Here is a 24918-nt window from a genome sequence, read left to right on the forward strand (position 1 = left end):
GTCTTGCAACGGCGCGCAAGGACGAGGGCGCTGCGAATCCCGCTGCTCAGCCCGGCGCCGTTGGGACCCCGGTAACCGTCGATTTCAATGGAGATCTGCTCGCCGATTTCCATTGAAATCGCGGTAAGTCAGGCCGCCGTCGTCGCGATGGCGAGACGGTTGTAGGCGTTGATGACGGTAATTGTCCACAGTAGATGCGCGAGCCGCGTTTCGCCGAACCGATGCCGAGCCGCTCGGTAGACCTCGTCCTCGTCCGGCCGGGTGTGCACCAGCGTCACACGTTCGGCCAGCGCCAGTGCGGCACGCTCGTCCTCATCGAAGAGCGGGGAATCACGCCAGTCGGCGAGCGATCGCAGCCGAGCGTCGTCCTCGCCGCCGGCCAGCGCCTGCCGCGAGTGCAGTTCGATGCAGAACCGGCAGCCATTGATCTGCGATGCGCGTAGCCGGACCAGTTCCAGCAAACGGCCATCCAGCCCCGATTCCAGGGCCTTGGCCGCGCTGCTCGACGCCAGGTCGTGCAGCGCGCCGAAGGCCTCGGGTGTCACGCGGCCGAAATCGAGCCGCGGAGTAGGTTGAACCGTCACGTTCTGCTCACCTCAAGTAGTTCGGTCGGATTGGGGTATCGCTCGGTTGCGAGCTTGGTCAGCGTCCGTCGGCAGATCTTGCCCGTGGGCCCCAGCGGCATCTCCGCCACGCACACGAGCAGTTCGGGAAGCTTCCGTCGCTCCAGTCCCCGTTCTTGCTCCAGGAACGTCGTGATGTCCACTAGCGTCAGCGCACGGGAGCCCGGTACCTCGCGGACGCATGCGCACAGGCGCTCACCGAGGTCGGCATCCGGTACGGCCACGCAGGCGACCTCGGCGACACGAGGATGCGCACCGAGTTCCTGCTCGACCTCGGCCGGGCTGATGTTGTACCCGCCGCGGACGACGACCTGCTTGAGACGACCGAGAACGTGCAGCCGCCCGTGTCCGTCCAGCAACCCGCGGTCGCCGGTTCGCACCCAGCCGGTTGCGGTCCGATAGCGTGCATCGAGCTCCGGACTCCCGACGTAACACTGCGGACTCATCGGCCCTCGGGCACAGATCTCGCCGGCTTCGCCGGCCGGTACCGGCTCGCCGTCAGTGCCGAGGATGCGGATGTCGGCCACCGCCGGATCCGGCAGGCCGGTACCGGTTTCCTTGGCGAGGCCGGTGGCCGCGGTGTGGCAGTTGACGCCATCGGACGAGCCGTACACGGTGATGACGGGCCGGTCGAAGCGCCGACGGCACGCCTCGGCGGTGACCTCCGGGAGCGCCGCTCCGCTGGACACCACGGCCCGCAGGCAGCTGAGGTCTTCGCCCGGTATCGGCTGCTGGTCGGCGATGCGCCGGAGCATCGTCGGCACCCCGAAGACGTGGGTCGGGCGGTGCTCGCTGATCATGCGCAGCGCCACGCGCGGGTCGGTGGTGTCGGCCACCAGCAGGGTGCCGCCGAGGGCAGCCACGGTGACCGACGTTGCCAGCGATCCGAACGACGACCCCAGCGGCACCAGGGCGAGGTTGCGCATGGGCGTCTCGCCGCCGTTCCGGTGCAATGCGCGCACGTAATTGGCTCGGCCACCGGCCATCGCATTGTGCGAGTACGCGATCATTTTCGGTTCGGACTCGGACCCGGAGGACACCAGGATCCGGGCAGGTGCCTCCGGGGCCACCGGCCTCGCAACCCAGTGCCCCGGGCCTGGCTCGTCGAGCGTCAGCGCGCCCGCCTGCCGCGCACCGAAGGTGAAAACCGCGCTCAGGTCGGGCAAGTCCGCCTGCAACGCGATGTCGGAGGGAGCCGCGAAGATCGCGCCGCGGGCGCGAGACCGGCCTAGCAGGCTCAGCGTGTCGCGACTGCCCCGCCCCGGCGGGTACGGCAGCGCCACCGCCCCGACCGCTGCGACCGCGAGTTCGGCCGCCACCGCTTTGCGGTCGTTGGGCAGCCGGATCGCGATGATATCGCGCTCGCCCAGGCCGGCGTCCGCGAGCCGAGCCGCGATGCGCCGCACCTCCTCGTCGAGCGAGGCGTAATCCACCGGCCCGGCCGTGTCGATTACTGCCTCCCGGTCCGGGTGGCTCCGGGTGTGCTCCACGAACAGCGAATAGAGATCCCGGTTCGGACAGTGGCCTCGTTCGACCCAGAGACGCCGCGCCTCGGCCGACACCAGGTCGCGGATCTCGATTCCGTTGCTCGACTGCCAACCAGAATTCACCAGAACTCCCACGGTGTGCGGGCGAATGCGTGCTCGTCGACGGCGATCGCCCGGCCGAAACGCGGATCCATCGCGAGCTCGCGGAGATCGGTGCACACGGGCATCGCCGAGACGCCCGAGTCGCGCAACCGGTCCAGCCACCAGCCGGTCGGCTTCGTGCCGATCCGCGAGATGATCTCGTGGTGACCGACCGAAGCGCCCAGTCCCAGCACCCTCGCGAGCCGGTCCGGGCACGCGTCCTGACCCAATGCGAGATACCCGTCCTCGGTGCGGACGGGACGGTGCAGCGGGGTCCACTCGACCCGCCTGGCTCGGCGGGGAATGGCGGTCGCTGCGGAGAACAGGGACGAATCCACCCGGCCGCCCTGTCCGGTGCGGATCCGGTCGAGCAATGCGGCCAACACACCCTGCGCGCAGATCAGGCCGCCGAAGACGTCGGTGAGCGTCATCAGCGACGGCAATGGTGGCTCGTCGGCAGGGCACACCGCCGCCGCAAGGCCGGTGTAGGCCTGCACCAGGAAGTCGGTCCCCACCGGGGACGCTGCCCCGAACGCATCGCCCCACCCCGATGACCACGCGTACACCAGTCCGGGGCTGGTGCGGCGCAGGTCATCGGCGTCCAGCTGCAATTGTGCCGCTTTGCCCGGAGCCCAGTTGTGCAGGAAGACGTCCGCTCCGGCCACCAGCTCGTGGACGGCTCGGCGTCCCGGAGCCGACTTGATGTCGATCTCCGCGACTGTTTTGCCCGCGTTGAGCGCGCTGAACCGCGCCGAACACGTGCCCGCGATCGGGGGGATGCCGCGCATCGGGTCGCCGCCCGGCGGCTCGATGCGCACGACGTCGGCGCCGAGCAGGCGGAGGATGTGTCCGGCCATCGGCCCCTGCACCCGACGGGTCGATTCGACGACCCGCACGCCGGAGAGCGGCTTGTCCGCAGTGGGCCCGAGTCCGGTGGAGACTGTGTCCGGGAAGGGGGCGAGCGTCCACGGCCGGGCCGTCGTCGGCGGGTCTGGCTCGTCTCGGATGCCCATCAGGTCAACCCCGGCCGCGTCGGCCGCGCCATGCACCACCGCGAAGGGCCTCCGCCGAACCTCCGCACGCAGCGCGTCGGGCATGGGGCAGGTCGCCGTGGCGAAGCGCTGCTGGAATGCCCGCCACCCGCGACCGACGGCGGCGGGCTCTGCCCCGAGCCGGGTCCAGAAGTCCAGCCACCGGATGGGTTCCAGGGTCTCCAGCTCGAATCGGCGCCCGTCCGCGCAAGTAAAGGCAGACGTGCCGGGTTCGATGGGTTCCGGCGGGTCGTCGGCGGTCGCGGCCGCGAGGTACTGCGCGAGGGCGAGCAGTGCCGCCTGGCTCACCGAAGTGCGGACACCGGTCACGGCCATGCCCCGGTACCGTGCGATCAGCGTGGCGAGAACTCCTTGCGCGCAAAGGACTCCTGCGGTCGCGGACGCGTAGTCCACGGCCAGCGCTACGGGTGCCCCGCTCGCCCGCCCGTGGACGTGCATGATGCCGCACGCCGCCTGGACGGTGTGCTCGTCGGACAGCGGGAGGTCGACCGGGCCGGCCCAGTCGATCTCGCGACCGACGCCGTGCACGGCGGGATCGTCCACCTGATCCAGTGCTCGGGCCGCGACCTGGGCCGCGACCGCGGATTCGACGCGTGCAACCGAAAGCGTCACCGGCTCGGGTCCTCCTGCCGACGGCGGCCCTGGATGGAGTACATGATGCTGGACGTCGCGCGGAACGACGGATCCCGCATCAGGGCCCGGACATCGTCGAGTTGCTGGTCGGTCATGCCGGCGGCGATCAGCTTGTCCCGCAGGTGGTAGGTGTGGTGTAGCTGAAGTTGGAGACCGGCCGACGCCGCGTGCCGCAGCTGGATGCGCGGTCGCGGGTCGATGTCGACGAGTCCCGCCGCCCGCATGGCCGCCGGGGCTCGCCGTCCCCACTCGGGATCGCCGCCGCCAGCCCGCATGACGGCCGATTTCGTGGCCAGGAACGTCCGGTACAGCTCCTCGGCTCGCGCGTCCGGGGCGAGCAGCGGCGGTTCGTAGGAGGTGTCGAACTCGTCGATCTGCAGCCAGCCGCCCGGTTTGAGCGCCCGCACCAGCTTGTCGAGGACCGCGAGCCGTTCCGGCACGTGCTGGAGCACGAGGCGGGCGACGATCAGGTCGAAGGCGTTGTCGGGCAACGGATCGGTGACCACGTCGTGCTCGACGACGACCAGTCCCGGACGCTCGGCGATGTGCGCGGGCTTGACGTCGGTGGCCACCACTTCACCGGTCGGGCCCACGCGCTCGGCCAGCCACCGAGCCACGGTGCCCCCGCCGGAGCCGATCTCCAGGCACCGCCATCCGGTGGTCACACCGGTCTCCGCGAGCCGTTCGAGGGTCATCGGGTCATAAGCCGCGGCGAGGCAGCGGTGCTGTTCACGGCTGTGCACATTGTGGTTGTCGAAGACGTAACCGATGTCCTCGACCGTGGGCTGTCCCATTGCATGTTCCTTCTTCGTTAAAGTCTGTTTTATCAGCGGCGTAAGCACTCGCTAGGTCCAGCGGCCGGATCCGCTGGTTTTGGTGCGACCGGTGAGCTGTTCCAGTAGGGCAGCGCGCCGCACCTTCCCGGTTCCCGTGCGCGGAACCTGGTCCCAGGTCAGGACCACCGGCGACTTGAGCCGCGGAAGTCCTCGGACCGCTTGCTCCCAGCAGTCCTGCTCCAGTTCGCCATCCGCGGTGACGACGACCGGTAGCGGCTCCTCACCCGCGCAGCCGAGCACGATGCACTCGACGGCCTGCGGAAGGCGGTCTTCGAGAAGGTCCTCCGTCGCCAGACAACTCAGCTGCGGTGTCCGGTCCACCTCACGGTCCAGCAGTTGCACGCTCCCGTTGCGGTTGCGGATCCCGATGTCTCCGGTGTTCCACCAGCTGCCCACCTGCTTGGCCGCCCACCGGTCCGGTTCTCCGACGTAGGTGAGCGCGCGGGCCCCGGTCTTCGCCAGGACCAGACCGGCCCGTCCCGGCGGCAGCGGGTCGAAGGTGTCGGGATCGACCACCCGCAGCCGCGTCTTGATGGGCACCGGGTTCCCGAGGTGGCGGGTGTCGGACTGCGGCAACGCCGCGGACACCGACCGGCGGGTGTGGAAACGGAAGGTCAACGGTCCGGTTTCGGTCTGCCCCCACCCCTGCATCCACAACGGGCTGCGGTGCCGGCTCGCGCTCAGATAGGCCCGGATGGTGGGCGGATGCATGGCGTCGTAGGTGCTGACGAACAAGCGAACCTGCCGGAACGGGTTGTCCAGTCGGTCGGTCAGCGGCCGGAAGCGGACGAACGAAGCGGGCATCGCTTCGATGATGGTCGGCGGGTGCGCCCGCAGCACCGGGTCCACGACGTCCGGGTCCTGCTGGGTGATGATCGAGACTTCCTTCGGCGCCAGGCACATCACGCTCGCTGTCCAGCAGAACGTACGGCCGTGTGCGAACGCGCTGGCGTTGACGACTGTGTCGGTCCGCCGCACCCCGATTCGCGGGTAGCGAATGGTCTCGAACCGCGCGAGTTTGCCGATTATCGTGCGGGTCGAATGCACCACGAGCTTGGGCACCCCGGTGGTGCCCGAGGTGTGGTTGATTACCAGTGGCTGGTCGTCGTGCCGCCGCACCGGGGCGGGGGCACGATGCCCGCGCAGATCGTCCAACGCGACGCTGCCCGGCGCGGCCCAGTCCAACACCGCGGCGGAGTCCAACGTCACGGCCGTGTCAGCGAACGACGCGAGGTCCACCCCAACCTGTCGGCAACGCTCCAGTAGCCCGGCGGTGCTGACGAGGAGCTTGGGTTCCAGACGCTTGAGCAGGATCTCCAGCGCGTCCCCGGAGAGGTGGGCGGAAAGCTGCGCGGGAACGGCACCGATGCGCACCGCCGCGCAGGCCAGCAGGTCGTAGTCCCAGTGGTTGTCCTTCACGATCGCCACGCGATCACCGGGACCGGCGCCTGCGGCGGCCAGCCAGCCCGCGGCATCCTGGACCAGCACGGCCAGCTCGGCAACGCTGTAGTCGGTCTTGGCGTCCGCGGCGATGTCGAACGGCCGGTCCAGATAGACCCGCGTCGCGGCGCCCAGCTCGGCGCACTCGTCGAACAGAACACCCATGTCATGCGGTTTCAAAAGAAAATCTCCTAGGGTTTGTGCCTACGTAAGTCGGGGATCCCCCATCGCGTCTGGACCGCCAGGCGGCGACGGCAACTCCCGCAGGGGGCCGCTACCCGCACCGCTACGCAAAGCACTCTTGAAGCACTCTCTACGCGACGATGGGCTGGGAGGCCCGGAGTCGGCTGCGGACGCGTGCTGCGGCGAGTGCGCCCGAGCGCACCGCGCCCTCGCTCGCCGGGCGCAGCATCACCCAGTCGCCCGCGTACTCCACGGGCCCAACGGGGCGCGCCATGAAACGCGCGCGTCGGTGCAGCGCCTCTGGGGTGGCTTCGGGCAGGCCGTGGACGAAGGAATGCACGAAATGCTCTCGGCAGGCCGATTCCAGGCCGGGCACGTAACGCCGCGCCGCCGTGGTGAGCCGCTCGACGACTTGTTGCTCCGGTGCTTGCAGCAGCTCCGGGATGGTCCGGGCGTTGGCCATCAGGCTCAGCAAGCCCTTGCCCGCCGGAGCTCGCCCGGGATGCTTGGCATGGTCCACGATGATGCCGGACAGCGCGTCGTCCTCCGCTTCGGGCGTGAGCAGCACGTACAACGGCTTGCTGGACTCCGGTGCGAGCGGCCGGTCCAGCAGGCAGCTCACCTTCAATGTCGGCGTGAAGGTGCACGCCGACAGGAACGCGGAGTCTTCACCGGAGGGGTTGGCGTAGAGCCGGGCCGCGATCGGGGCGGGCACGCACAGCACCACGGATCGCGCCGTGACGACGTCGCCGCCGACGAACAGCCGGACGACACCACGGTCGCTGACGACCTGGCGAACCACACTGCCGGTGACGACGTCGAGCCCGTCGGCGAGCCGGCGGGCGAGCAGGTCCATGCCGTCCCGGTAGGTTCGCCAGGTTCCCACGTCACCCACCGCGAGCAACAGGCTCACCATCGGCGCCGCCGTGGAGCGCGCGGTGTTCCAGCCGAAGAAACTGCCGGCGACCGGTTGCAGGAGATAGTCGTGCAGATCCCGGTGGTAGCGTGCGGCGAACTCCTTGACGGTAGCGGTTCCCAGCGGGCTGCGCTCCGGGTGGTCACAGTCGAACTCGTCGCGGTGGCGCGCCGACCAGGCCAGGAACCGGACGAGGTCGAGCCGGGCGCGTGGCGAGAGCCCGGCCCCGGAGAACGCAGCGGATTTCTCCGCCACACCGGCATGGGCACGGCCGTCGCGCCACATCCCGATGGACTTGCCGATCAACGGCACGTCGGTGATCGGCACCCGCAGCCGGTTGAGCAGTTCCCACGTCGCGCGGTAGCCGTGCAGCGGGATCTGCTCGGCACCCTCGTCGATGGTGTAGCCGTCGTGCCGGAGGCTGTGCATCCGGCCACCAACGTGGTCCTGCTGTTCGAAAACTCGGACTTGCAACCCGGCGCGGTGCAGCTCGTGCGCGGTGGTCAGCCCGGCGACGCCGGCACCCACCACCGCGACATCGAGATCGGTACTCATGCGGCGGCACCCCAACCGGCGAGCAGGTTCGCGGCGATCAGCAGCACCACGGACACCCGGTGCACGACGAACCCGAGCTTGCGGGCGCGCATGATGTCGTCCCGCCGGAATCCGAGGAAGTACTGGCGCGCTCGAAGGACCGTGGCCGGCAGCATCAGGAACACGAACCACCAGGGCGCGATCCCGGACGCGGAAGCGACCGCGCCGATCAGGAATTCTGCCGCGGACAGCGACCCGACGAAGATCGCGTTGCCCCTCGGCGACACCAGGGCCGCAACCGTGGGGCGACCGACGGCGCGATCGCCCTCGACGTCATTGGTGTTGGAATACACGCCGAACATCAGCGGGCCCGCCCCGAACAGCAGTGCCTGAACGAACACGAACCAGGAGAACGTCCCCGTCGCCAGGCCGTAGGGCGCCACGACCAGCGCCACTCCGAGTGCGGCGATAAAGGCTTCCTGAAAACCGTGGTAACTGATCTTGATTCCGTAGGAATACTGCAGGGAGATCACGTACAACACCGCGATCAGCAGCACCGTCCACATGGCTCGGTGCGGCCCGAGCGCGATCGCGCCGACCCACAACGCCCCGCCGATGGCCGCGGTGACCCAGCCGAAGCCGAGGGCTTCGCGAGCCGTCAACGTGCCGGCGACCAGCGGCTTGCGCAGCTTCATCCGCAACGGGTTGTCCGGGCCGTAGTTCGCGATGTCACTGCCGTCCCGGAAGCCGGTCAGGTCGTCGAAGGCGACCAGCGCCATGATCACGAAGATCTCGCCGAGCAGGAACGCGACGAGCATCGCGGCGGTGGCGGGCCCGAACCGCCCTGCGGGCACGATGACCGCGGAGAGGACCACGAGGATGCTGAGGTAGTAGTCGTAGACGTCGAGCTTGCCCAGCCTGGTGTAGCTGCGGAACTTGCTCTCCGGCCGAACTGCCGTCGGCGTTAGGGTATCGGTGCTGCTCGTCATCGCGGCGCTCCTTCGGCTCTGCGGGCGGTCATGCGTGATCCGGGAAGCGGATCAGCGCCGCGGTCGATGCGTCGCCGCCGTAGTCCAGGGATCGTTCCTGGAGGACCTGTGCACCGGGCAACACTGCGAGGTAGTCCTCCAGCGTGCGCAGCCGCGACCACCGGCTGACCGGAATCTGGGCGCCGCTGTACTCGATCAGCACGAGATACCGGAGCGACTCGGCCAGCGACGTGCACACCTTCGCCAACTGCTCATCGTCCAGCAGGTGCATCAGCACCCACACCGAGACGCCGACGTCGAACATGCTTGCCTGCCAGGTAATATCTTCCGCCCGGGCCAACATGAAGTCCACATTGGTCAGGTCAGCGCAGTTTCGCCGGGCGTTGTCGAGCATCTGCGGCGTCATGTCGATCGCGGTGACGCGGTCCGCGTGGGTGGCCAGGGTGGGGGTCAACCTGCCGACTCCGCAACCGACCTCCAGCGCGGTGGCCACCGGCCGCCGCAGGTCCGCGGCCACGAGTCGCAGGTATTCGTCGACGATGCCGCGGGTCACACCGGTGGTCCCGGCGTTGAGCTCGGCAGGCTGCGAAGCGCGCATCACGCGCGCCAGACCGTTGCGCTCAGCCCGGCGAGCCCATTCCGCCGCGACCTCCTCATCGGTCGGACAGGCCGCTTCCCCAGTCATGGCTTGCACACAGTCTCCTTCGGATTAATTGGCACCGCGGGCCCGATCGGCTTCGGGCCCCGGCGACTAGCTGCGGGCGAATTCGCCAACGGCAGCCGTGATGTACTCGACTTGCGAGTCGGTCAGATGCGGGTAAATCGGCAACGCGAGGATCCGGCCGCTGGCCCGCTCCGCGTTCGGCCACCGATCACCCGGCCCCGCGAACCGGGCGAACGCGCGCTGCGCCGGCAGCGGCGACGGGTAGTAGACATGGGTGCTGATGCCGCGCTCCAGCAGGTGTTGCCGCAACTCGTCGCGCCGCTCGACCTGCAACGAATACACGTAGTAGCAGCGGCCATCCCGGTCCGGTGGCGGCGGCACCACACCTCGTTCGGCCAGCGGTGCGAATCGCTCGGTGTAGTAATCGGCGATTGCCGCGCGCCGCTGCAACCGCTCGGCGAAACCGTCGAAGCGGTAGGTCTGGAACGCCGCCTGGATCTCGTCAAACCTGCTGTTGTGCCCCACGACGTGGTGCACGAAGCGCTGCTTGCCGTCCTGCCCGTGATTGCGCAGCATCCGCACCCGCCGCCCGATTTCGGGGTCACGCGTGACGATCGCACCGCCTTCGCCCGGCATCCCGAACGACTTCACCTGCACGAACGAGAAGACGCCCGCCTCGCCCCACATGCCCGCCGGTGTGCCGCCGAGCACCGCGCCCTGCGCGACCGCGGAGTCCTCGACGAGCCGGACGCCGCGGCGCTGCGCGAGTTCGGTGAACCGCGGCATGTCGGCCATGATCGAGAACATGTGCGCGGGTAGGATCGCCTTGGTCCGGTCGGTGATCCGCCGGTCCACCTCGTCCGGGTCGACGACCATCTTGTGCGGGTGGATGTCGGCGAACACCGGTGTCGCCCCGAGGTTCACCACGGAGGCGGCCAAGGGCGCGCACCCGAAGGCGGGCACCACCACTTCGTCGCCCCCGCGCACCCCCATCGCCGCCAGCACCAGTCCGAGTGCGGAGGTCCCGCTGCCGCACGCGACGACGTCGGCCGCACCGAGGGAATCGCGCAGCAACTGCTCGAAACGCGCGGTGTGGTCGCCGAGGATGAACCGCTGCGCGGGTCCGGTGCCGATCTCCCGGATCAGGTCGATCATGACCTTGCGGTCGCCCTCGAACAGATCCGGTGGGAAGAACGGGATCTGGTGTCCGGAACTCACTTCGCCCTCCCCAGGTAGAACTCGCGGATCGCTTCGCAGACCCGATCGAGCTCCGTGACGTCGAGGTCCGGGTAGAGGGGCAGGGCGACGGCGCGTTGGCTGGCCGCCTCGGCGTTCGGGAAATCGCCCCGGCGGTAGCCGAGTTCGGCGAAGCAGGGCTGCAGGTGCAGCGGCGTCGGATAGTAGACCTCGGTGCCGACACCTTGTCGCGCAAGGTGTTCGACTAGTTCATCGCGGCGGTCGACCTCGACGAGGTAGACGTAGAAGACGTCCGCCGCATCCGATCGCCGGTCCACCGTCTCGGGCAGGCGCACGATGCCGGGCACGCCCCGAAGCCGCTCCTGGTATGCCTTGGCCAGTTCCGCGCGCCGCGCGATGTCGCGGTCCAGTTCGGTCAGCTTGGCGAGCAGGACGGCGGCCTGGATGTCGTCCATCTTGCTGTTGGTCCCGCACATCCCGGTCTCGGTGGAAATGCCGGGGAAGTTGTCGAGCGTAGGAGCGAACCTGCCGTGGTGGCGTAGACCGGAGACCAGTTCCGCGACCGTCGGGTCGTTGGTCAGCACGGCGCCGGCATCGCCGATGGCGCCCAGGGTCTTGCTGGGGAAGAACGACAGCACGCCGCCCACACCGTGCAGCCCGGCGTGAGCACCTTTCTGCCACATGCCTATTCCCTCGGCGCTGTCCTCGACCAGCGTCAGTTGATGCCGGTCGGCCACCGCGGAGATCGCCGTCATGTCGGCCATCCGGCAGAACAGGTGCACCGGCATGACGAAACGGCTGCCGGCGGTGACGGCGGAGGCCAGCGCGTCCGGATGCAACGCATAGCTCACGGGATCGATGTCGACGAACTGCGGCCGACCGCCCGCGAGCACCACGGACGTGGCCGTGGCCACAAATGAATAGGCCGGGACGAGAACGCCGTCACCTGGCCGAATCCCGCTGGCTCGGAGCAACAACACCAGCGCGTCAGTGCCGCTGTTCACGCCAATGACATGGGCGGCGCCGGTGTATTCGGCGAGCGCTCGTTCTAACTCGGCGACCTGCCGACCATGCGAGAACTTCCCGTTGTCGAAGACGGCCGTCAGGTTGGCCTCGATCACCGGCCACAGCCGCTCGAAGGTCGCCGCCTGGGAAAAGAACGGAACCTCCCCGGATCTCCCCTCTCGGGTGAATCCTGGTATTGCCGCCCCTGTCCCGCCAGGCACTCGTTCGAGCGACACTGCTGCCACACCCCCAAATTCCGTTGGCCGGAGTTCACGCTGCGCGAAGTTAGCCGACGACGACTCGATTGCGAAAGCCAGGAGGCCGTACATGATCTTTTTTCACTCTTTGCGGTTATAACCCGTTCGGATCACTTGACGCGCTCTCCCCCGCCCCCGATAGGTTGTCGCCGATTAGGATGATCTTTTGCTGAAGTCGTCCCCTTTGGACCACACCGTGGACCACACCGTGGACCACGCCCGGCGTCGGCGCACGGCGACGGCCGCACGACCCGCTGACGGAGAAAAATTGCTGCAACCCCTCGTGATCGGCTTAGGCCGATCCGGCGCAGGGCTCCACCTGAAAGTCCTCTCGCGAATGGCCAGCGCACCGGAGGGCCCGCTGTTGAGCGGCACACCCGTCGCCTGCGATCCGCGGCCAGAAGCGGGCCACGGCCTCGCCGGCGTCACGATCGCCGACTCGATCAGCGACGCGTCGTTGTTGGTCCCGTTGTCGTCCACCGTGGTCCACATCTGCACTCCGCCGTCGTCGCGGACATCCGTGCTCCGCGAGTTGGTCGAGCACGGGTTCCGCCGGTTCCTCGTCGAGAAGCCGCTGGCAGTCGACCGCGGGCAACTCGATGAGATCCTGTGGTTGTGCCGGCGGCACGAACTCGACCTCGCGGTGGTCTCACACTGGTTGACCGCGCGGCTGACCGGCGAGTTGCGCACCCTGATGCAGGGCCGGGAGCTCGGAGCGCTGCGCTCGATCCGGGCCGTCCAGCACAAGCCACGCTTCTTGCGGTCATCGACCACCCAGGGACATCCGACTGCCTTCGACGTGGAGGTACCGCACTCCCTCGGCGTCGCGATCGACCTGGCCGGCCCCGCCGAACTCCTCGACGCGCGATGCACCGACATGCGTTGTACCGACGTCATTCGCCCGCGACTCGGCAGTGCACATTTGGCACTGCGACACGGCTCCGGCGTGCGAACCGAGATCACCTCCGATCTCACCTCACCCGTCCAGCAACGCAGCATCACCCTGGAATTCGAGAACGGCCGGGTAACCGGCCACTACCCGTTGAGCGAGAACGATGACCACGCACAGCTGATCGTCGAAGGCGATCGGCCTCGGTACGAGGTTTTCCGGGACGACGCGCTAACCGCCTTCATGCGGCGCACGTACCAGGACTTTCATCGCGGCCGGCGATCCGACCTCGCGTTGCACTGCGAGGTGGTCCGCCTGTTGTGCGAGGCCAAGGAGCACTGCGGTGCCGCACCGCGATCGCCCGGAGAGGTTGAGCATGCACAGTGAACTGCGCTTCCCGGTGAGGCGGCTCGCCGGAATCGGCGATGAGGCGGCCGTCGACTTCGAAGGACAGGTGGCCGCGATCCGCGCCCTTGATTGGCGCGCGGTGGAACTTCGCGCCGTGGACGCCACGGCGATGGGCGACCTCGATCCCGATGCCTTCCGGAGGGTCGCCGACCGGCTGCGGGCGGAACAGATCGAGGTGGTGGGCCTGGCTTCCCGGATCGGTAACTGGGCCCGGCCGATCAGCGTGCCGTTCGACGAGGAGCTGGCCGAGCTGGACACGCTTGCCGACCAGTGCGCCGCGCTGGATTGCCGGTACATCAGGATCATGTCCTATCCGAATGACGGCCTGACGGAGGCTGACTGGGCCGGGCGAGTGCTCGAAAGGATCGCCGCGCTGTCCCGCCGCGCCGAGCAGTTGGGCGTCACGCTGCTGCACGAGAACTGCGCCGGGTGGGCCGGCCATAGCGCCGACCGGATGCTGCGCCTGCTCGATGAAGTCGGCAGTCCCGCGCTGAAGTTGTTGTTCGACACGGGCAACGGGGTGCCACACGGCTACGACGCATCCGATCTGCTGGTGAAGATTCTTCCGCACGTGGCTCACGTGCACGTCAAGGATGCCGTGTCCACACCGGAAGGAACCGCGTACACGCTGCCCGGTGACGGCGACGCTCGGGTAGCCGAATGCCTTCGACTCCTGCTGGCCGCCGGATACTCGGGCGTGCTGTCCCTGGAACCCCACCTGGCGACACGGCCCCATGAGAACCTGCAAGCCGTCGGCGATGCGGCAACGCTGTTCATCCGAGCCGGTCAACGGCTGAGCCGCCTGCTGGACCATGCGGTGCTGCCCAAGCTGTCCGGTTGCGGTACCGGCCGATGAGGCACCCCGCCCTACTGCGCGAAACTGACCACGAACTCCTGCTGCGACTGCTGCGGACTCCGACCGTCGGTCCGCTGGAGGCGGGACCGGACGATGGCCCCCCGCAGCTGTGGCAGGCACAGCGCGCTTACGCGGCTGCCGCCGGGGCGTTCGGCATGCGGGTCGTGCACCATGCTGCTCCCGCTGTCGATTCGATGCTTCGCGACGATGTGCCGACGGCGGTGCGCGTCGCCGCTGAAGAACGCGAGTTCCTGGCACAGCAGCCGAGCCTGGTGCTTCGCCTGGGCCCGGAACTGCCGCGTGAGTCGACGGTGATGTTCAACGTGCATCTCGACACGGTTGCCGGGCTCGAATCCGTCGGTTTCGACGGCTCCCGATTCACCGGGCGCGGGGCGGTGGATGCCAAGGGGCCCGCGGTGGCTCTGCTGGCCGGGGTGCGAGCGGCCGCAACGGCGAACAGCGCGATCGGCCGCGAGGTAGCGGTGCTGATCCAGGCCGTGTCGGGTGAGGAAGGCGGCGCGCTGGGGACGTACGGGACACGGCCACTGGTCGAGGCCGGTTTCTTCGGCCGCGTCAACGTTTTCTGCGAGCCGACCGGGTTGCGGTACCTTCCGCGGTCCACCGCCTCGATGACCGCGTGCATCGCCGTGGACGGCGAGGGCTCGATCGACGACCGGCCAGACGCCGGGCACAACGCCACCGTACTGCTGGGTTTCCTCGCGCAACACCTGGCCAAGGAGCTGGATTCCGCTGTGCGCGATGGCCGGGTATGTGTCGCCGGACTGCACACCGGCGACATGCACAACCGGGTTTACGGTCGAGGACGACTGCTGCTCAATCTCTCGTACGCGTCATCGGCAGCGGGCGCGGCGCTGGAGAAAGCGGTGGCCGAAGCGGTCGACTCCGGTGTCCGCGAATTCGCCGACCGGTTCGGCAACACCAGGGAGTTCGCGCGCACCGCCGCCGACGCGGCTGCCATCACCCAGCTCTCCTGGACCAAGCGCGGCATGCCCTGCTTGCACAATCACGACCCGTGGGCCGAAGAGATCCTGCGGTCGGTCGGGGTTGTCCGGTGGCCCGCCGAGGAACCCGCGTTCACCTGCGACGCGATCTGGATGGACGGCATTGCCGATACCTTCACCGCGGTGCTCGGACCTGGCTGCCTGGAGAACAACAACGCCCACGCGTCGGGCGAGTTCGTCGACCTGGTGGATCTGGAGGCATTCGCCGCCACCGTGGCCGAACTGCTCACCACCTTTTCCGAAATGGGGAGACCTGCATGACAGTCCAGCGAACCGATGTCGCGGCGGCGGAGGCGGTGGTCGTCGGCTACCACGACCTCCTCTCCGCAGTAGCCGAATTATTCGTCCGCCGCGGGGTTCCGCGAGCACGCGCCGCCACCGCTGCGACCGCCCTCTGCTACGGCGATCTGGCCGGGATGGAGTCGCACGGCGTGTTCAACCTCGGAAGGCTGTACCTGCCACTGTTCGACTCCGGGCGGGTCGACCCGGTCGCGGAACCCCGGATCGTCACGGATCTGGGTGCCTGTGCGGTCATCGACTCGAATCGCGCGCTCGGGCTGTGGTCGGCCGCCGAGGCGATGGACTCCGCGGTCGAGCGCGCCCGGCAACACGGCATCGGGCTGGTCTCGGTCCGCAACGCGACGCATTTCGGCTGCGCCGGGTTCCATGCGGCCCGCGCCGCGGAGCAAGGCATGATCGGTGTGGTGGCGAGCAACTGCGGCGGCCAGCGGATCGCCCGGCCGCCCCGAGGTGCCGTCACCATGCTCGGCACCAACCCGCTCAGCGTCGCGGCACCCGCTCTCGACGGCTACCCGTTCGTCCTGGACATGAGCACGACGGTGGTCCCAACCGGGCGGATCCGCCTTTACGCGCATCGCGGCGAGCGCATTCCCGAGGGGTGGCTCCAGGACGACGCCGGAAATGCGGTGACCGACCCGACCGCGTTCGACGGCGGCGACGCCCACCTGCGCTGGCTCGGTGGCGACCCGAGCACCGGCGCCGACAAGGGGTTCGGCCTGGGACTGGCCGTCGAACTGCTCGCCGCCGCACTATCGGGAGCGGCACTCGGCCCCGCCCCCGAAGCGCTTAATGGCGACGGTCGCCCACATGGCCGCGACGACGACATTGGATTCTTCCTCCTCGCCATCGCACCTGAAAAGTTGCGGCCCGAGGACGATTTCCACGACATAGTGCGCTCGCTGTTCGGCACCCTGCTGGCCTGCCCCGCGGGCGACGACGGGGCCCCGGTGCGCTATCCGGGCTGGCACGAGGCAGAACGCGCCCGGACTCGGCTGCGCGACGGCATCCAGATCCCGATTCGCCTCTACCAAGAACTCTGCGACCTCGGGGTCGTCGGCCCGGCCAACGGAGCCATCTGATGTCGGCACGCCGCATCGGCATCGTCGGGCTCGGAGTCATCTCGAAGTTCTACCTCGCCGCATTGACCCGGTTGCCGCACTGGGAGTTGGCCGCGGTGTGTGATGTGCGCGATTCCGCACTGGCGCCGCACCGCGAACACGCCCCCTGCTACCGCGACCACCGGTCGATGCTGGCAGCGGCGGACCTCGACGCCGTCGTTGTCACGGTTCCCAATGACGCGCATGCCGAGGTCTGCCGGGACGCGCTGCTTGCCGGGATCCCGGTCTGCGTGGAGAAGCCACTGGCCATCTCCGGCATCGAAGGGCGTGAGCTGGACGCCTTGGCTCGCGAACGAGGAATCCCACTTTTCACCGCGTTTCACCGGCGCTACAACGACAATGTGCTCGCCCTGCGACGGGAGCTGCCCGCTGATGCTCGCATCGAATCCTTGCGTGTCCGGTATCTCGAACGCATCGAGGAACATATCGGTTCGGATACCTGGTACCTCGATCCGCAGCGCTGCGGTGGCGGATGCGTAGCGGACAACGGTCCGAACGCATTCGACCTCGTCCGCCAGTTTCTCGGCGACGTCGAGGTGTCCGGCGCGGATGTCCGGCACGACGAGGCGGGGATCGACCGCCATGCTCTCATCGAGCTGCGGTCGGCGGAAGGCAACGCCGCCACGGTCGAACTCGACTGGTCGTACCCCGGCGAAATTAAGGACGTCGAAGTGCGGCTGGACAACGGAACCGTGCTGCGGGCCGACATGCTGGCACACCACTCGGGGTTCAAATCCTCACTGTGGCACGAGTACGTCGGCATCCTCGAAGACTTCGCCGACACCGTCTCGACCGGGTCCACCACGAGCGACGGGCTCGCCGCCTTGGAGCTGGTGGAGGCGAGCTATCGCAAACAACGGTCCACAACGATAGTCCAGGAGTGATCGTGACAAACTACGACGAGGACGGCGCCAAGCGAGCGGTGCGAGGGACCCTCGTCAAAGTCCTGCTGCACCGGCGGACCGAGCGCGGCATGTCGCTCGAACCGCATGCGAGCCGCTGTGTGCGCCGCGGCGAAGTCCACGAGCTGGTCACGACCGATCACCGGGAGACCGCACCGGGTTCTCGCATCGACCGCGTCGGCTTCCTCGGCTTCGCCGAACTCGGCTGCGCGGGAGTCATCGATCGCGGCGACGAGTTCTGGATCGACGACAGCTTGATCGGCACCGTGCTGGGTTTCGACGCCTGCCACTTCCCCAACCACTACAACATCCTCATCCGGACCGAACGCCTTCTCACCGGTGGCGAGCTGGGCCTGCGCCCGGAGATGCGGGTCGGCTTCAACCCGGCTCTGGTCGCCGCCTCCTGATCACCCAAAACCCAACAGACGGGCGATTTCAATGGAAATCAGCACGTTGATTTCCAATCTCCAACCCAGTGTTGGGTTATACCCGGGTCTCGTGCACGGCGGCGTGAACTTCCGTGCGCAATTGCGCCATGTCTGATGATTTCGCGGCAAACGGCTCGGCGGCGTCGGCAATGGCCTGCAGACGGTTCCGGCTCCGGCGTGACGAAAGCCCGTTGACCGCCGCGATCGCTTCCTGGCCGATCCGCATGCCGGCGTCGAGGTCTCCGCCGCGGATGTAGAGCTCGGACAGGTTCGTCAGTTGGACCGCGCGCGTTCGAGCGTAGGTGAGATCGGAATCGTTGACAACGACGTCCAGCTGTTCGACCGCTGTCGGCACGAACTCGGGCTGGGTGCGGGCCAGCAGATGCATCGAATACGCCCGGTGCGACGCGATTTCGGCTTCGGTGATGTGGCGGAGCCAGGGCGGCACGGTGTCCGGCTGGATCGTCGCGAACGTCTCGCCCTCCATGTTCAACGAGTCGTGGCACTGGTCAGCATTGCCGAGCGTAGCGTGGCAGAAAGCCCGATTGGTGTAGAGATCGGCGCGTACGCTCGTGCTCGCGCCGTGGAGGCTGGTGTTAGCGACGTTGAAGCCGTGTTCGACCAGGCGCAGCGCCGAGCGCCCTTGGTGGCTGGGGTCGTGGCCCTCTCGCAGGGCATGGTACGAGGCGTCGAGTAGCACCGCGATCGTCAGGTCGGTGCTGCGAGGGTGTTGTTCGGCGCGCTTGGCGCGGTTGAGGGCGAAAAGCAACAGCTGCTTGGTCTGATCGAGCGCTTCGATGTCCCAAGATGCCTTGCCCGCGATCCACGCCAGGTACCCGATCGCCAGGTCGACCCGTGCCCGGACCTCCTCTGTGCAGAGTGCGTCGTCGAAGGAACGGACCGCTTGCAGCTGTGCCAGGGCGGCCGAATGGATCAACCCGCCGCCCTGTGCACCGACGGTTTGGCGGAACCAGTCGGCCGTGTTCTCGATTGCTTCGGCATCGGCTACCCCGATGCGGCGTCGCGGTACCGATTCGGCCTGAGAGGGCAGCATCTCACTCAGACGGGCGATATCGGGATGGAGCGTGGAGCTCATCGTGATCCCGAGGACGATCGAGAGGAAATCTCTGCGTTCCACTCGGCTCACCTCCCTATTGAGGTCCAGGTTGCCAGATTCGGTGCCAAAACCCAACAGATGAGGCGGTATCCGTAGCGTGTTGGCGAGTCGTGCGACAAGTAGTACGTCCCGCAGATTTCGCTTGCCTCGTTCAACCAGCGAGACCATCTGCTGGGTGAGGCCGGTGAGTTCGGCGAACCGCTGCTGCGACAGCCCTGCGGCCTTGCGCACGGCCCGAAACACCTGGCAGAACTCGTAATTCCCGAGAGCGCGCTGGAGCTCGGGCGCGTCGTAGAAGCCCGCCGGAACCACCGGCTTTGTCCGGCTGCACGGGGCACATGTCGAATCGGAATTGCCTGCGCGCAAACACGAACCACACTCGGTGCACCGACGCCGCATTCGAGAGTTCCTCACAATTTGGGAAAACAGGTGGATTCTGGAAACCATCACACCTGTAACGCACCCAAGCGTGTCGCGCAACAACGACAGTTGTACCACCGCGGTTGTGGGACGACGGACGCCAGAAGCGTCGTACCGTGCCGTACTGGCCCGTGTCCGTGAACCCCCTACACCACCAGGCATATGCGTCGCGGCCGGTGACCCCCGCTGGGGGCCACCGGCCGCTTAATCACGCATGTCAGCCCAGCAGCTCGACGTCCAGCTGACCGAAGTGGTACTTTCGCACCGCGGCGAGCAACTCGTCGACCGACAGCTCACCGTTGCCGTTCGTGTCTACCTTGGCGAAAGCGTCCTGCGCCTCGGCACGGCTCATGCCGACCCCGGAAAGCCAGGAGGCGAACTCCTCCGCGTTGATCTGGCCGTCGTCGTTCTTGTCACAGAGACCAACGATGGCCTGCACCACGGGGCCCAGGACGCGGTTGAAGCTCGCCTCGCCCTGCTCGAAGATCAGGTTCTCGTTGACGCGGACGAAGTCGCCCCGGGAGATCGAGTCTGCGGTGCCCGCCTCTTGCGCCAGGTAGTCGAACAGCCCGGTGAAGGCATCCGTCAGCGCCCTCGCCTCGGCCGAGGCGAGGTCCTTGCCGAAGGCACGGGCGACCTTGATGGCCTCCATCTCGAAGTCACCGCGCTCGAGAGTCCCGCTGGCGTCGGAGTCCCACTTCTCGAAGCGCTTGAGCAGGCGGTCGTTGGCGATGGCAGTAGTCATCGTCGCGATTTCCTTCCCTATCAGAATTCAACTACTCAACACGACGCCAAGGATGTCTTGGACGTCGTCCCACGCGAGCTCGGTCGAGCTCGTCGCAAGATCGGAATTTCCCCGAATTGATTTGTACTTCCGGGGCATACATTTAAAGCAGCGTGACCCGTGCGCCGGCCACTTTTCCGCGGGTGTCCAGCAGCGTGCAATCCGCTCGCGCCAGCAACGACATATCAAAACAGCTATGGTCTTGCAGCAAGATCGCCAGGTCCGCGCCGGCCAACGCCGCGACCAGGCTGGCCACGCGGCTCATTGGCAGGCCGTCCACCCCGAACTCCGGCACGTGCGGGTCGTGGTAGACGACCTCGACGCCTCGTTCCCGGAGTCCCCTCGCCACCGGTGCGGCAGGTGATTCCCTGGTGTCGGCGACGTCCGGCTTGTAAGAGACACCGAGCAATACGACCCTGGCTCCGGGCAACGGTTTTCCGAGCTCGGAGAGCAGCGCCGTAGCGCGGCCGACGACGTGCTCCGGCATTCGGGACAGCACGTCCTGGGCCGCCGAGAGCATCCGGAACGAGAAGCCCTCGACATCGGCTTTGGCCGCGAGGTACCGAGGATCGACCGGGATGCAGTGACCGCCCACCCCGGCGCCCGGACTGAACGGAGCGAACCCGAACGGCTTCGTGGCGGCGCAGTGCAGGACATCCCACACGTCGATCCCGATCTGATCGCAGAACAGGGCGACCTCGTTGACCAGGGCGATGTTCACGTACCGGTAGGTGTTCTCCAGCAGCTTCGCCATCTCGGCTTCACGAGTTCCCCGCGACACCACCAGCGTTTCCACCAGCCGACCATAAAAAGCGACGGCGTGCTTGGCGCACAGCGGTGTGCAGCCGCTCACCACCTTCGGAGTGTTGTGGATTCCGAAGTGCGCATTGCCCGGATCGATCCGTTCCGGGGAGAACGCGAGGTGGAAATCCTCGCCGACCCGCAGTCCGCTCTCCCGCTCCAGGATCGGGCGCACGATTTCTTCAGTGGTACCAGGGTAACTGGTCGACTCCAGCACCACGAGGGTGCCCGCCCGCAGGTGGGCAGCCACGCTGCGAGACGCCGCCCGCACCGCCCCAAGGTCCGGTTGACCGTCCGCCGAAAGCCCGGTGGGCACGCAGATCACGACCGTTTCGGCACCGTGGATGGCCGAGGGATCCGAGGTGGCGCGAAAGCCCGCCGATCGCATTTCGGCGATATCCGCTTCGCTGATGTCGCTGATGTGCGAACGACCGGCGTTCAGGCCGTCCACCACCGAGGCGGAAACGTCGTAACCCACGGTCGACAATCCCGCCGAGCAGGACCGCCGCGCAAGCGGAAGCCCGACGTAGCCTAACCCGACCACGACGAGATCAACAGGCATTGAATACTCCTCGCGGGAAGATCGTTCCCGCCTTACCGAACGAAAAGGGGCCGACTCCCGGCGACGCCGGCGAAACGCCGCCAGGAATCGTGGTGGTGGTCAGCCGAATCAGGCGGAGAAACTGCCGCTACCGGCTGCGACGTGCGAACCCATGCCGGGCGGGACCGTCAGACTGGGGCCAAGGCAGAACGGATCCCCGTAGATCTTGACGGGCTGGTCAGTCTCGTTGTTCAGCACGTGCGCCGCCGCGGGCAATTTCTTGCATCCGTCGGGGTTCTGGTACCTCGTCAGCTTGGTGAATTCGTTCTCGAATACGACGACTTCGCCGGTGGCCGCCGCGGCCGGAATTGCGGTGGCAACAATCGCGAGGACCGCAACGCAACCAGCGATCAAGGCAGAACCGACTCTACGCATCGTGACTTCCTCCCAAGATTGAATAACTAAACTGTATGCTATCTAGCGGGTAAGGGTTTGGCGATGGTCTGGATCAAGGTCACCCGAACAGGTCACGCTCGGTGATTTTCCTTGTTGGTACGTATTTTCTTCGGTACGTCGCAAACCATTGGCATGCGCGGATTTCATTGTCCCCGCGCGTTCCTCGCGGACAACACATCAACACTCACCAGCGCCACCAAGGCAGCCAGGATCGAGATCAAAACCTGCGGCTTGCCTTGCCCGAATACCACGATTCGCTATCCACCACGGGCGCATGATTCACGTCCTGGAGCCCGGCTCCGGACGCCCCGATGTTCCCGATCAGCGCCAAGGTCGCGTGGTACAGGCCGCAGCCTGCGCACACGAAGGATTCGCATTGCCCTCCCCCTGAACTTGAACCGGACCCCGAACTTGAGCCGATCCCCTAATCCTCCGACGGCCGGCCCACCGCACTCGGGGTGCCGTCTGTGAGGACGATAGCGCCCCAGCGAAACCTCCGGACCCGCTACCCGAAGCCGGATGCGATGGCGCGCATTTCACCCATGACCTGCGAAAAACCGACCGAAAGTGGCTCAGGTTCCGCATTCAGCCCGCTCCGATCACCCCATCGCAACGCTCATGATCACCCGATTTGATTAAGTAGGGAAGGAACCCGACTTCGCGCTGGATTCATGCGCGCAAGATCGGTACCCTCCCGCCACCGTCCGGATCGCTCGTCGAACCATGTGGTCAACGGGCAGGATCGGCTCAGGCGAACGCCATGGAGAGGCCGACCGAGATCGAGGATGGCCAGTCGCCAACGACCGCGCGCATCGTCTGTACACAGTAGACTTTTTCCGGTCGTGTGAACGTCGCCGCATGGGTGGATTTCGGCTTCCCGGAGAGCGAATCGAATGTCGCCCGGCCACGGTGAACGAAAGGGCCACCACACCGGACTTCCCGCGGAGGGCACCGTGGACTACGCAAAACTTGCTCCGTCACTTGCGCGCGCTTACGACACGTACGTGGAATCCGGCCGAGAGGGCCTCGCCGACCGCGTCGACAAGCACGACCTCGCGGGATTCGAGACGGCGGTGCGGGCGTGATCGTGTGCTGCTCCACGGGCAACGACGGTTCGAACCCCATCCGGGCGGAAGCCGAGGTGAGCAAGGACGAGACGTCGATTCCCTGCAACTACGGCTTCGACAAGAAGTACGGCTCGTTCGGCGTGTTCGGCTGGTATGCCGGCAAGGACGAGATCGAGATCGCGTTCGAGGCACCCAGCGGGAAGCGGACACCGCTCCAATCCGTGATCACGCGGGAAAGCAGTACACGACGAACGAACTGGACGGGTGGGAGATCGACCTCTACCACCTCATGGACAAGCGCAACGGGCGTGGTCGCGCTGCTGCTCCAGAAGGAACCCACGCTGGACCCCGTCAAGGTCAAGTCGAAACTCGCCTACCGCCCGGCGAGCGACGAGAAGCACGACCAAAACGTCTGGGGTGCCGGGCCGATCGACCTCGACGAGATGTGAACCCGTGCAGGGTTGGCGTTTCCCTGCTGGGACGATCAGGTAGCGACGGCGTCGGCGCGTTCACGTTTCCCTTGCCGGATCAACAACGGCACCACGAAGATCCCGATGACAACCACGAGTAGCCAGCTATTGCCATTGATTACGGCGAAAATGTCGTCCTGCACGAGAACTTCGTCCCACGCCATCGGCCGTAGCATCAGCAGGAGCGTCATCGCCCCGATTAGGCGCAACAGGCTTCGATATTTCAGCACGAGCCAGCCCCCGAGCAGGACGACCCAGTACATGTGATGCACCCACGTGATGGGCGAGAGCAGCAATGACACGCATCCCGTGACCATCGCCGACAACACCGGATCACGCGTGAGAAGGCGCCGCGTCTGGGTCGCCCAGAAAGCCAGTACGCCAACCGCCAGAACACCGAACACGGCACTGGTGACGGACGCATCGAGGCCAACTCTGGACACGAGCCCGTAGAGCGACTGATTCTCAAGATGCCCGATGTCCCACACCCGACTGGTCATATGCGTCAACTCATACGACCAGAAGCGCCATGAATCATCCGGGAACACGCCCCAGGCGACCACGGCGGCAGCGACGAATACCAACGATGCCCGGAAGGCGTCTTGATACCGCCGGCAGACAAGCAGGTAAGGGACGAACAGCAGCGCCGTGAGCTTGACGGCGGCGGCAAGGCCGACGAGCCCGCCGGTGAGCGATCTCGGCAGGAGCCCGAGCACGTCCACGAGCACGAGCACCGTTAGCAGGGCACCCAGTTGGCCCCAGAGCAGGTTCGACAGGCTTGCGGAGCTGACCAGCAACAGCGCCAGCAGTATCGCGAACGCGGGGAACTTCTGGCGGATCGAGTTCCCATTGAACCTCCAGGGACCGCGCGCCGCACGCTCAAGCAGCACGGCCATGAGCGTGGTCGCGGCCAGCGTGATGATCGTCCACACGATGGCGCTCGGGTGCTTCCCGAGCCAGTAGAGCGGCCACAGCACCAGCGCGGCGAACGGCGGATAGTTGAAGGAGTCGTGCACGGCATTGGCATAGTCGTAAAGGGAGTTGCCAGCCGCTCGTTCGGCGATCGCCGAACGGTAGATGTCCAGGTCGTACTGGAGTGGTTCATCGATACCCACGCCCTGGACGAAGGCCCAGCACAGGGAATACCCATACGCGACAACGAGAAGCGCACCGGAGAGGATAAGCGCCAACCATGCCGGCGCTGCGTGGCGATGGGACTTCTCATCAGATCCTGAGGCCGGCATCGATCCTCCTTGGAATCACCACCGGAGCATAGTCATCGCAGACATTGTCGGGGGATCCGCCGAATGGTGAATGAAAAGCGCGCGGCAACCGATGTTTTCGGCTCTACTCAAGGAAAATTCCTAAAACCTTCGGGAAGC

General features: G+C 66.9%; 23 protein-coding genes. 8 read left to right on the forward strand and 15 right to left on the reverse strand.

What is annotated here, in order from left to right; translation table 11 throughout:
• Positions 1–128: 128 nt before the first annotated feature.
• From BJ970_RS30840 to BJ970_RS30885, 10 genes are all read right to left on the reverse strand, one after another.
• Complete coding sequence (locus BJ970_RS30840) at positions 129–584, reverse strand: carboxymuconolactone decarboxylase family protein (RefSeq protein ID WP_184730755.1); 456 nt, start codon at positions 582–584, stop codon at positions 129–131.
• Entirely contained in the window at positions 581–2233 is a 1653-nt protein-coding gene (locus BJ970_RS30845; protein WP_184730757.1) for a class I adenylate-forming enzyme family protein, read from the reverse strand. The genes BJ970_RS30840 and BJ970_RS30845 overlap by 4 nt, the downstream gene beginning before the upstream one ends.
• Positions 2230–3915: a CoA transferase gene (locus BJ970_RS30850; RefSeq protein ID WP_184730759.1), complete on the reverse strand. Its 1686-nt coding sequence runs from the start codon at positions 3913–3915 to the stop codon at positions 2230–2232. Before BJ970_RS30850 ends, BJ970_RS30845 begins: the two co-directional genes overlap by 4 nt.
• On the reverse strand, positions 3912–4730 hold the full coding sequence (locus tag BJ970_RS30855) for a class I SAM-dependent methyltransferase (RefSeq protein ID WP_184730761.1): 819 nt from the start codon (positions 4728–4730) through the stop codon (positions 3912–3914). Before BJ970_RS30855 ends, BJ970_RS30850 begins: the two co-directional genes overlap by 4 nt.
• 51 nt (positions 4731–4781) lie before the next feature.
• Positions 4782–6377 carry an AMP-binding protein gene (locus BJ970_RS30860; RefSeq protein WP_184730763.1) on the reverse strand — a complete coding sequence of 532 codons (1596 nt, stop codon included), beginning with the start codon at positions 6375–6377 and terminating at the stop codon, positions 4782–4784.
• Positions 6378–6525: 148 nt separating this feature from the next.
• On the reverse strand, positions 6526–7866 hold the full coding sequence (locus tag BJ970_RS30865; RefSeq protein ID WP_184730765.1) for an NAD(P)/FAD-dependent oxidoreductase: 1341 nt from the start codon (positions 7864–7866) through the stop codon (positions 6526–6528).
• On the reverse strand, positions 7863–8834 hold the full coding sequence (locus BJ970_RS30870) for a UbiA family prenyltransferase (RefSeq protein WP_184730767.1): 972 nt from the start codon (positions 8832–8834) through the stop codon (positions 7863–7865). The genes BJ970_RS30865 and BJ970_RS30870 overlap by 4 nt, the downstream gene beginning before the upstream one ends.
• 28 nt (positions 8835–8862) lie before the next feature.
• Positions 8863–9519, reverse strand: a complete 657-nt coding sequence (locus BJ970_RS30875; protein ID WP_184732486.1) for a class I SAM-dependent methyltransferase — start codon at positions 9517–9519, stop codon at positions 8863–8865.
• Between the two features lie 66 nt (positions 9520–9585).
• The gene (locus BJ970_RS30880) at positions 9586–10716 is read right to left on the reverse strand and encodes a DegT/DnrJ/EryC1/StrS family aminotransferase (protein ID WP_312864559.1); all 1131 of its coding nucleotides are present in this window, start codon (positions 10714–10716) and stop codon (positions 9586–9588) included.
• Complete coding sequence (locus tag BJ970_RS30885) at positions 10713–11897, reverse strand: DegT/DnrJ/EryC1/StrS family aminotransferase (RefSeq protein WP_312864628.1); 1185 nt, start codon at positions 11895–11897, stop codon at positions 10713–10715. Before BJ970_RS30885 ends, BJ970_RS30880 begins: the two co-directional genes overlap by 4 nt.
• A 343-nt stretch (positions 11898–12240) precedes the next feature.
• Between BJ970_RS30885 and BJ970_RS30890 the strand changes: the two genes are divergently transcribed.
• The 6 genes from BJ970_RS30890 to BJ970_RS30915 are packed head-to-tail and all read left to right on the forward strand — an operon-like array spanning position 12241 to position 17859.
• Positions 12241–13233, forward strand: a complete 993-nt coding sequence (locus BJ970_RS30890) for a Gfo/Idh/MocA family protein (protein ID WP_376775184.1) — start codon at positions 12241–12243, stop codon at positions 13231–13233.
• Complete coding sequence (locus BJ970_RS30895) at positions 13223–14110, forward strand: sugar phosphate isomerase/epimerase family protein (RefSeq protein ID WP_184730774.1); 888 nt, start codon at positions 13223–13225, stop codon at positions 14108–14110. The genes BJ970_RS30890 and BJ970_RS30895 overlap by 11 nt, the downstream gene beginning before the upstream one ends.
• Positions 14107–15393, forward strand: a complete 1287-nt coding sequence (locus BJ970_RS30900; protein WP_184730777.1) for a M20/M25/M40 family metallo-hydrolase — start codon at positions 14107–14109, stop codon at positions 15391–15393. The genes BJ970_RS30895 and BJ970_RS30900 overlap by 4 nt, the downstream gene beginning before the upstream one ends.
• Positions 15390–16511: an Ldh family oxidoreductase gene (locus BJ970_RS30905; protein WP_184730778.1), complete on the forward strand. Its 1122-nt coding sequence runs from the start codon at positions 15390–15392 to the stop codon at positions 16509–16511. Before BJ970_RS30900 ends, BJ970_RS30905 begins: the two co-directional genes overlap by 4 nt.
• A complete protein-coding gene (locus BJ970_RS30910; RefSeq protein ID WP_184730780.1) occupies positions 16511–17434 on the forward strand; it encodes a Gfo/Idh/MocA family protein in 924 nt (307 codons plus the stop codon). Before BJ970_RS30905 ends, BJ970_RS30910 begins: the two co-directional genes overlap by 1 nt.
• A gap of 2 nt (positions 17435–17436) precedes the next feature.
• Positions 17437–17859 carry a DUF6917 domain-containing protein gene (locus tag BJ970_RS30915; RefSeq protein ID WP_184730782.1) on the forward strand — a complete coding sequence of 141 codons (423 nt, stop codon included), beginning with the start codon at positions 17437–17439 and terminating at the stop codon, positions 17857–17859.
• Positions 17860–17935: 76 nt separating this feature from the next.
• Here the strand turns inward: BJ970_RS30915 and BJ970_RS30920 are convergent, their stop codons facing one another.
• From BJ970_RS30920 to BJ970_RS30935, 4 genes are all read right to left on the reverse strand, one after another.
• Positions 17936–19309 (reverse strand): helix-turn-helix domain-containing protein, encoded by a 1374-nt coding sequence (locus BJ970_RS30920; RefSeq protein WP_184730784.1) that lies wholly within the window; start codon positions 19307–19309, stop codon positions 17936–17938.
• Between the two features lie 325 nt (positions 19310–19634).
• A complete protein-coding gene (locus BJ970_RS30925) occupies positions 19635–20162 on the reverse strand; it encodes an EF-hand domain-containing protein (RefSeq protein ID WP_184730786.1) in 528 nt (175 codons plus the stop codon).
• A gap of 142 nt (positions 20163–20304) precedes the next feature.
• The gene (locus BJ970_RS30930; protein ID WP_184730788.1) at positions 20305–21564 is read right to left on the reverse strand and encodes a nucleotide sugar dehydrogenase; all 1260 of its coding nucleotides are present in this window, start codon (positions 21562–21564) and stop codon (positions 20305–20307) included.
• A 108-nt stretch (positions 21565–21672) separates the two neighbouring features.
• Entirely contained in the window at positions 21673–21978 is a 306-nt protein-coding gene (locus tag BJ970_RS30935) for a hypothetical protein (protein ID WP_184730790.1), read from the reverse strand.
• A 974-nt stretch (positions 21979–22952) separates the two neighbouring features.
• Here BJ970_RS30935 and BJ970_RS39155 point away from each other — a divergent pair.
• Entirely contained in the window at positions 22953–23084 is a 132-nt protein-coding gene (locus BJ970_RS39155) for a hypothetical protein (RefSeq protein WP_281399651.1), read from the forward strand.
• Positions 23081–23515, forward strand: coding sequence for a hypothetical protein (locus tag BJ970_RS30940; protein ID WP_184730792.1), 435 nt, complete (start codon positions 23081–23083; stop codon positions 23513–23515). The genes BJ970_RS39155 and BJ970_RS30940 overlap by 4 nt, the downstream gene beginning before the upstream one ends.
• A gap of 35 nt (positions 23516–23550) precedes the next feature.
• On the opposite strand, the gene BJ970_RS30945 is transcribed toward BJ970_RS30940, so the two are convergent.
• Positions 23551–24780, reverse strand: a complete 1230-nt coding sequence (locus BJ970_RS30945) for a glycosyltransferase 87 family protein (protein ID WP_184730794.1) — start codon at positions 24778–24780, stop codon at positions 23551–23553.
• Positions 24781–24918: the final 138 nt, after the last annotated feature.

The sequence above is a fragment of the Saccharopolyspora phatthalungensis genome (assembly GCF_014203395.1).
GTDB lineage: Bacteria > Actinomycetota > Actinomycetes > Mycobacteriales > Pseudonocardiaceae > Saccharopolyspora > Saccharopolyspora phatthalungensis.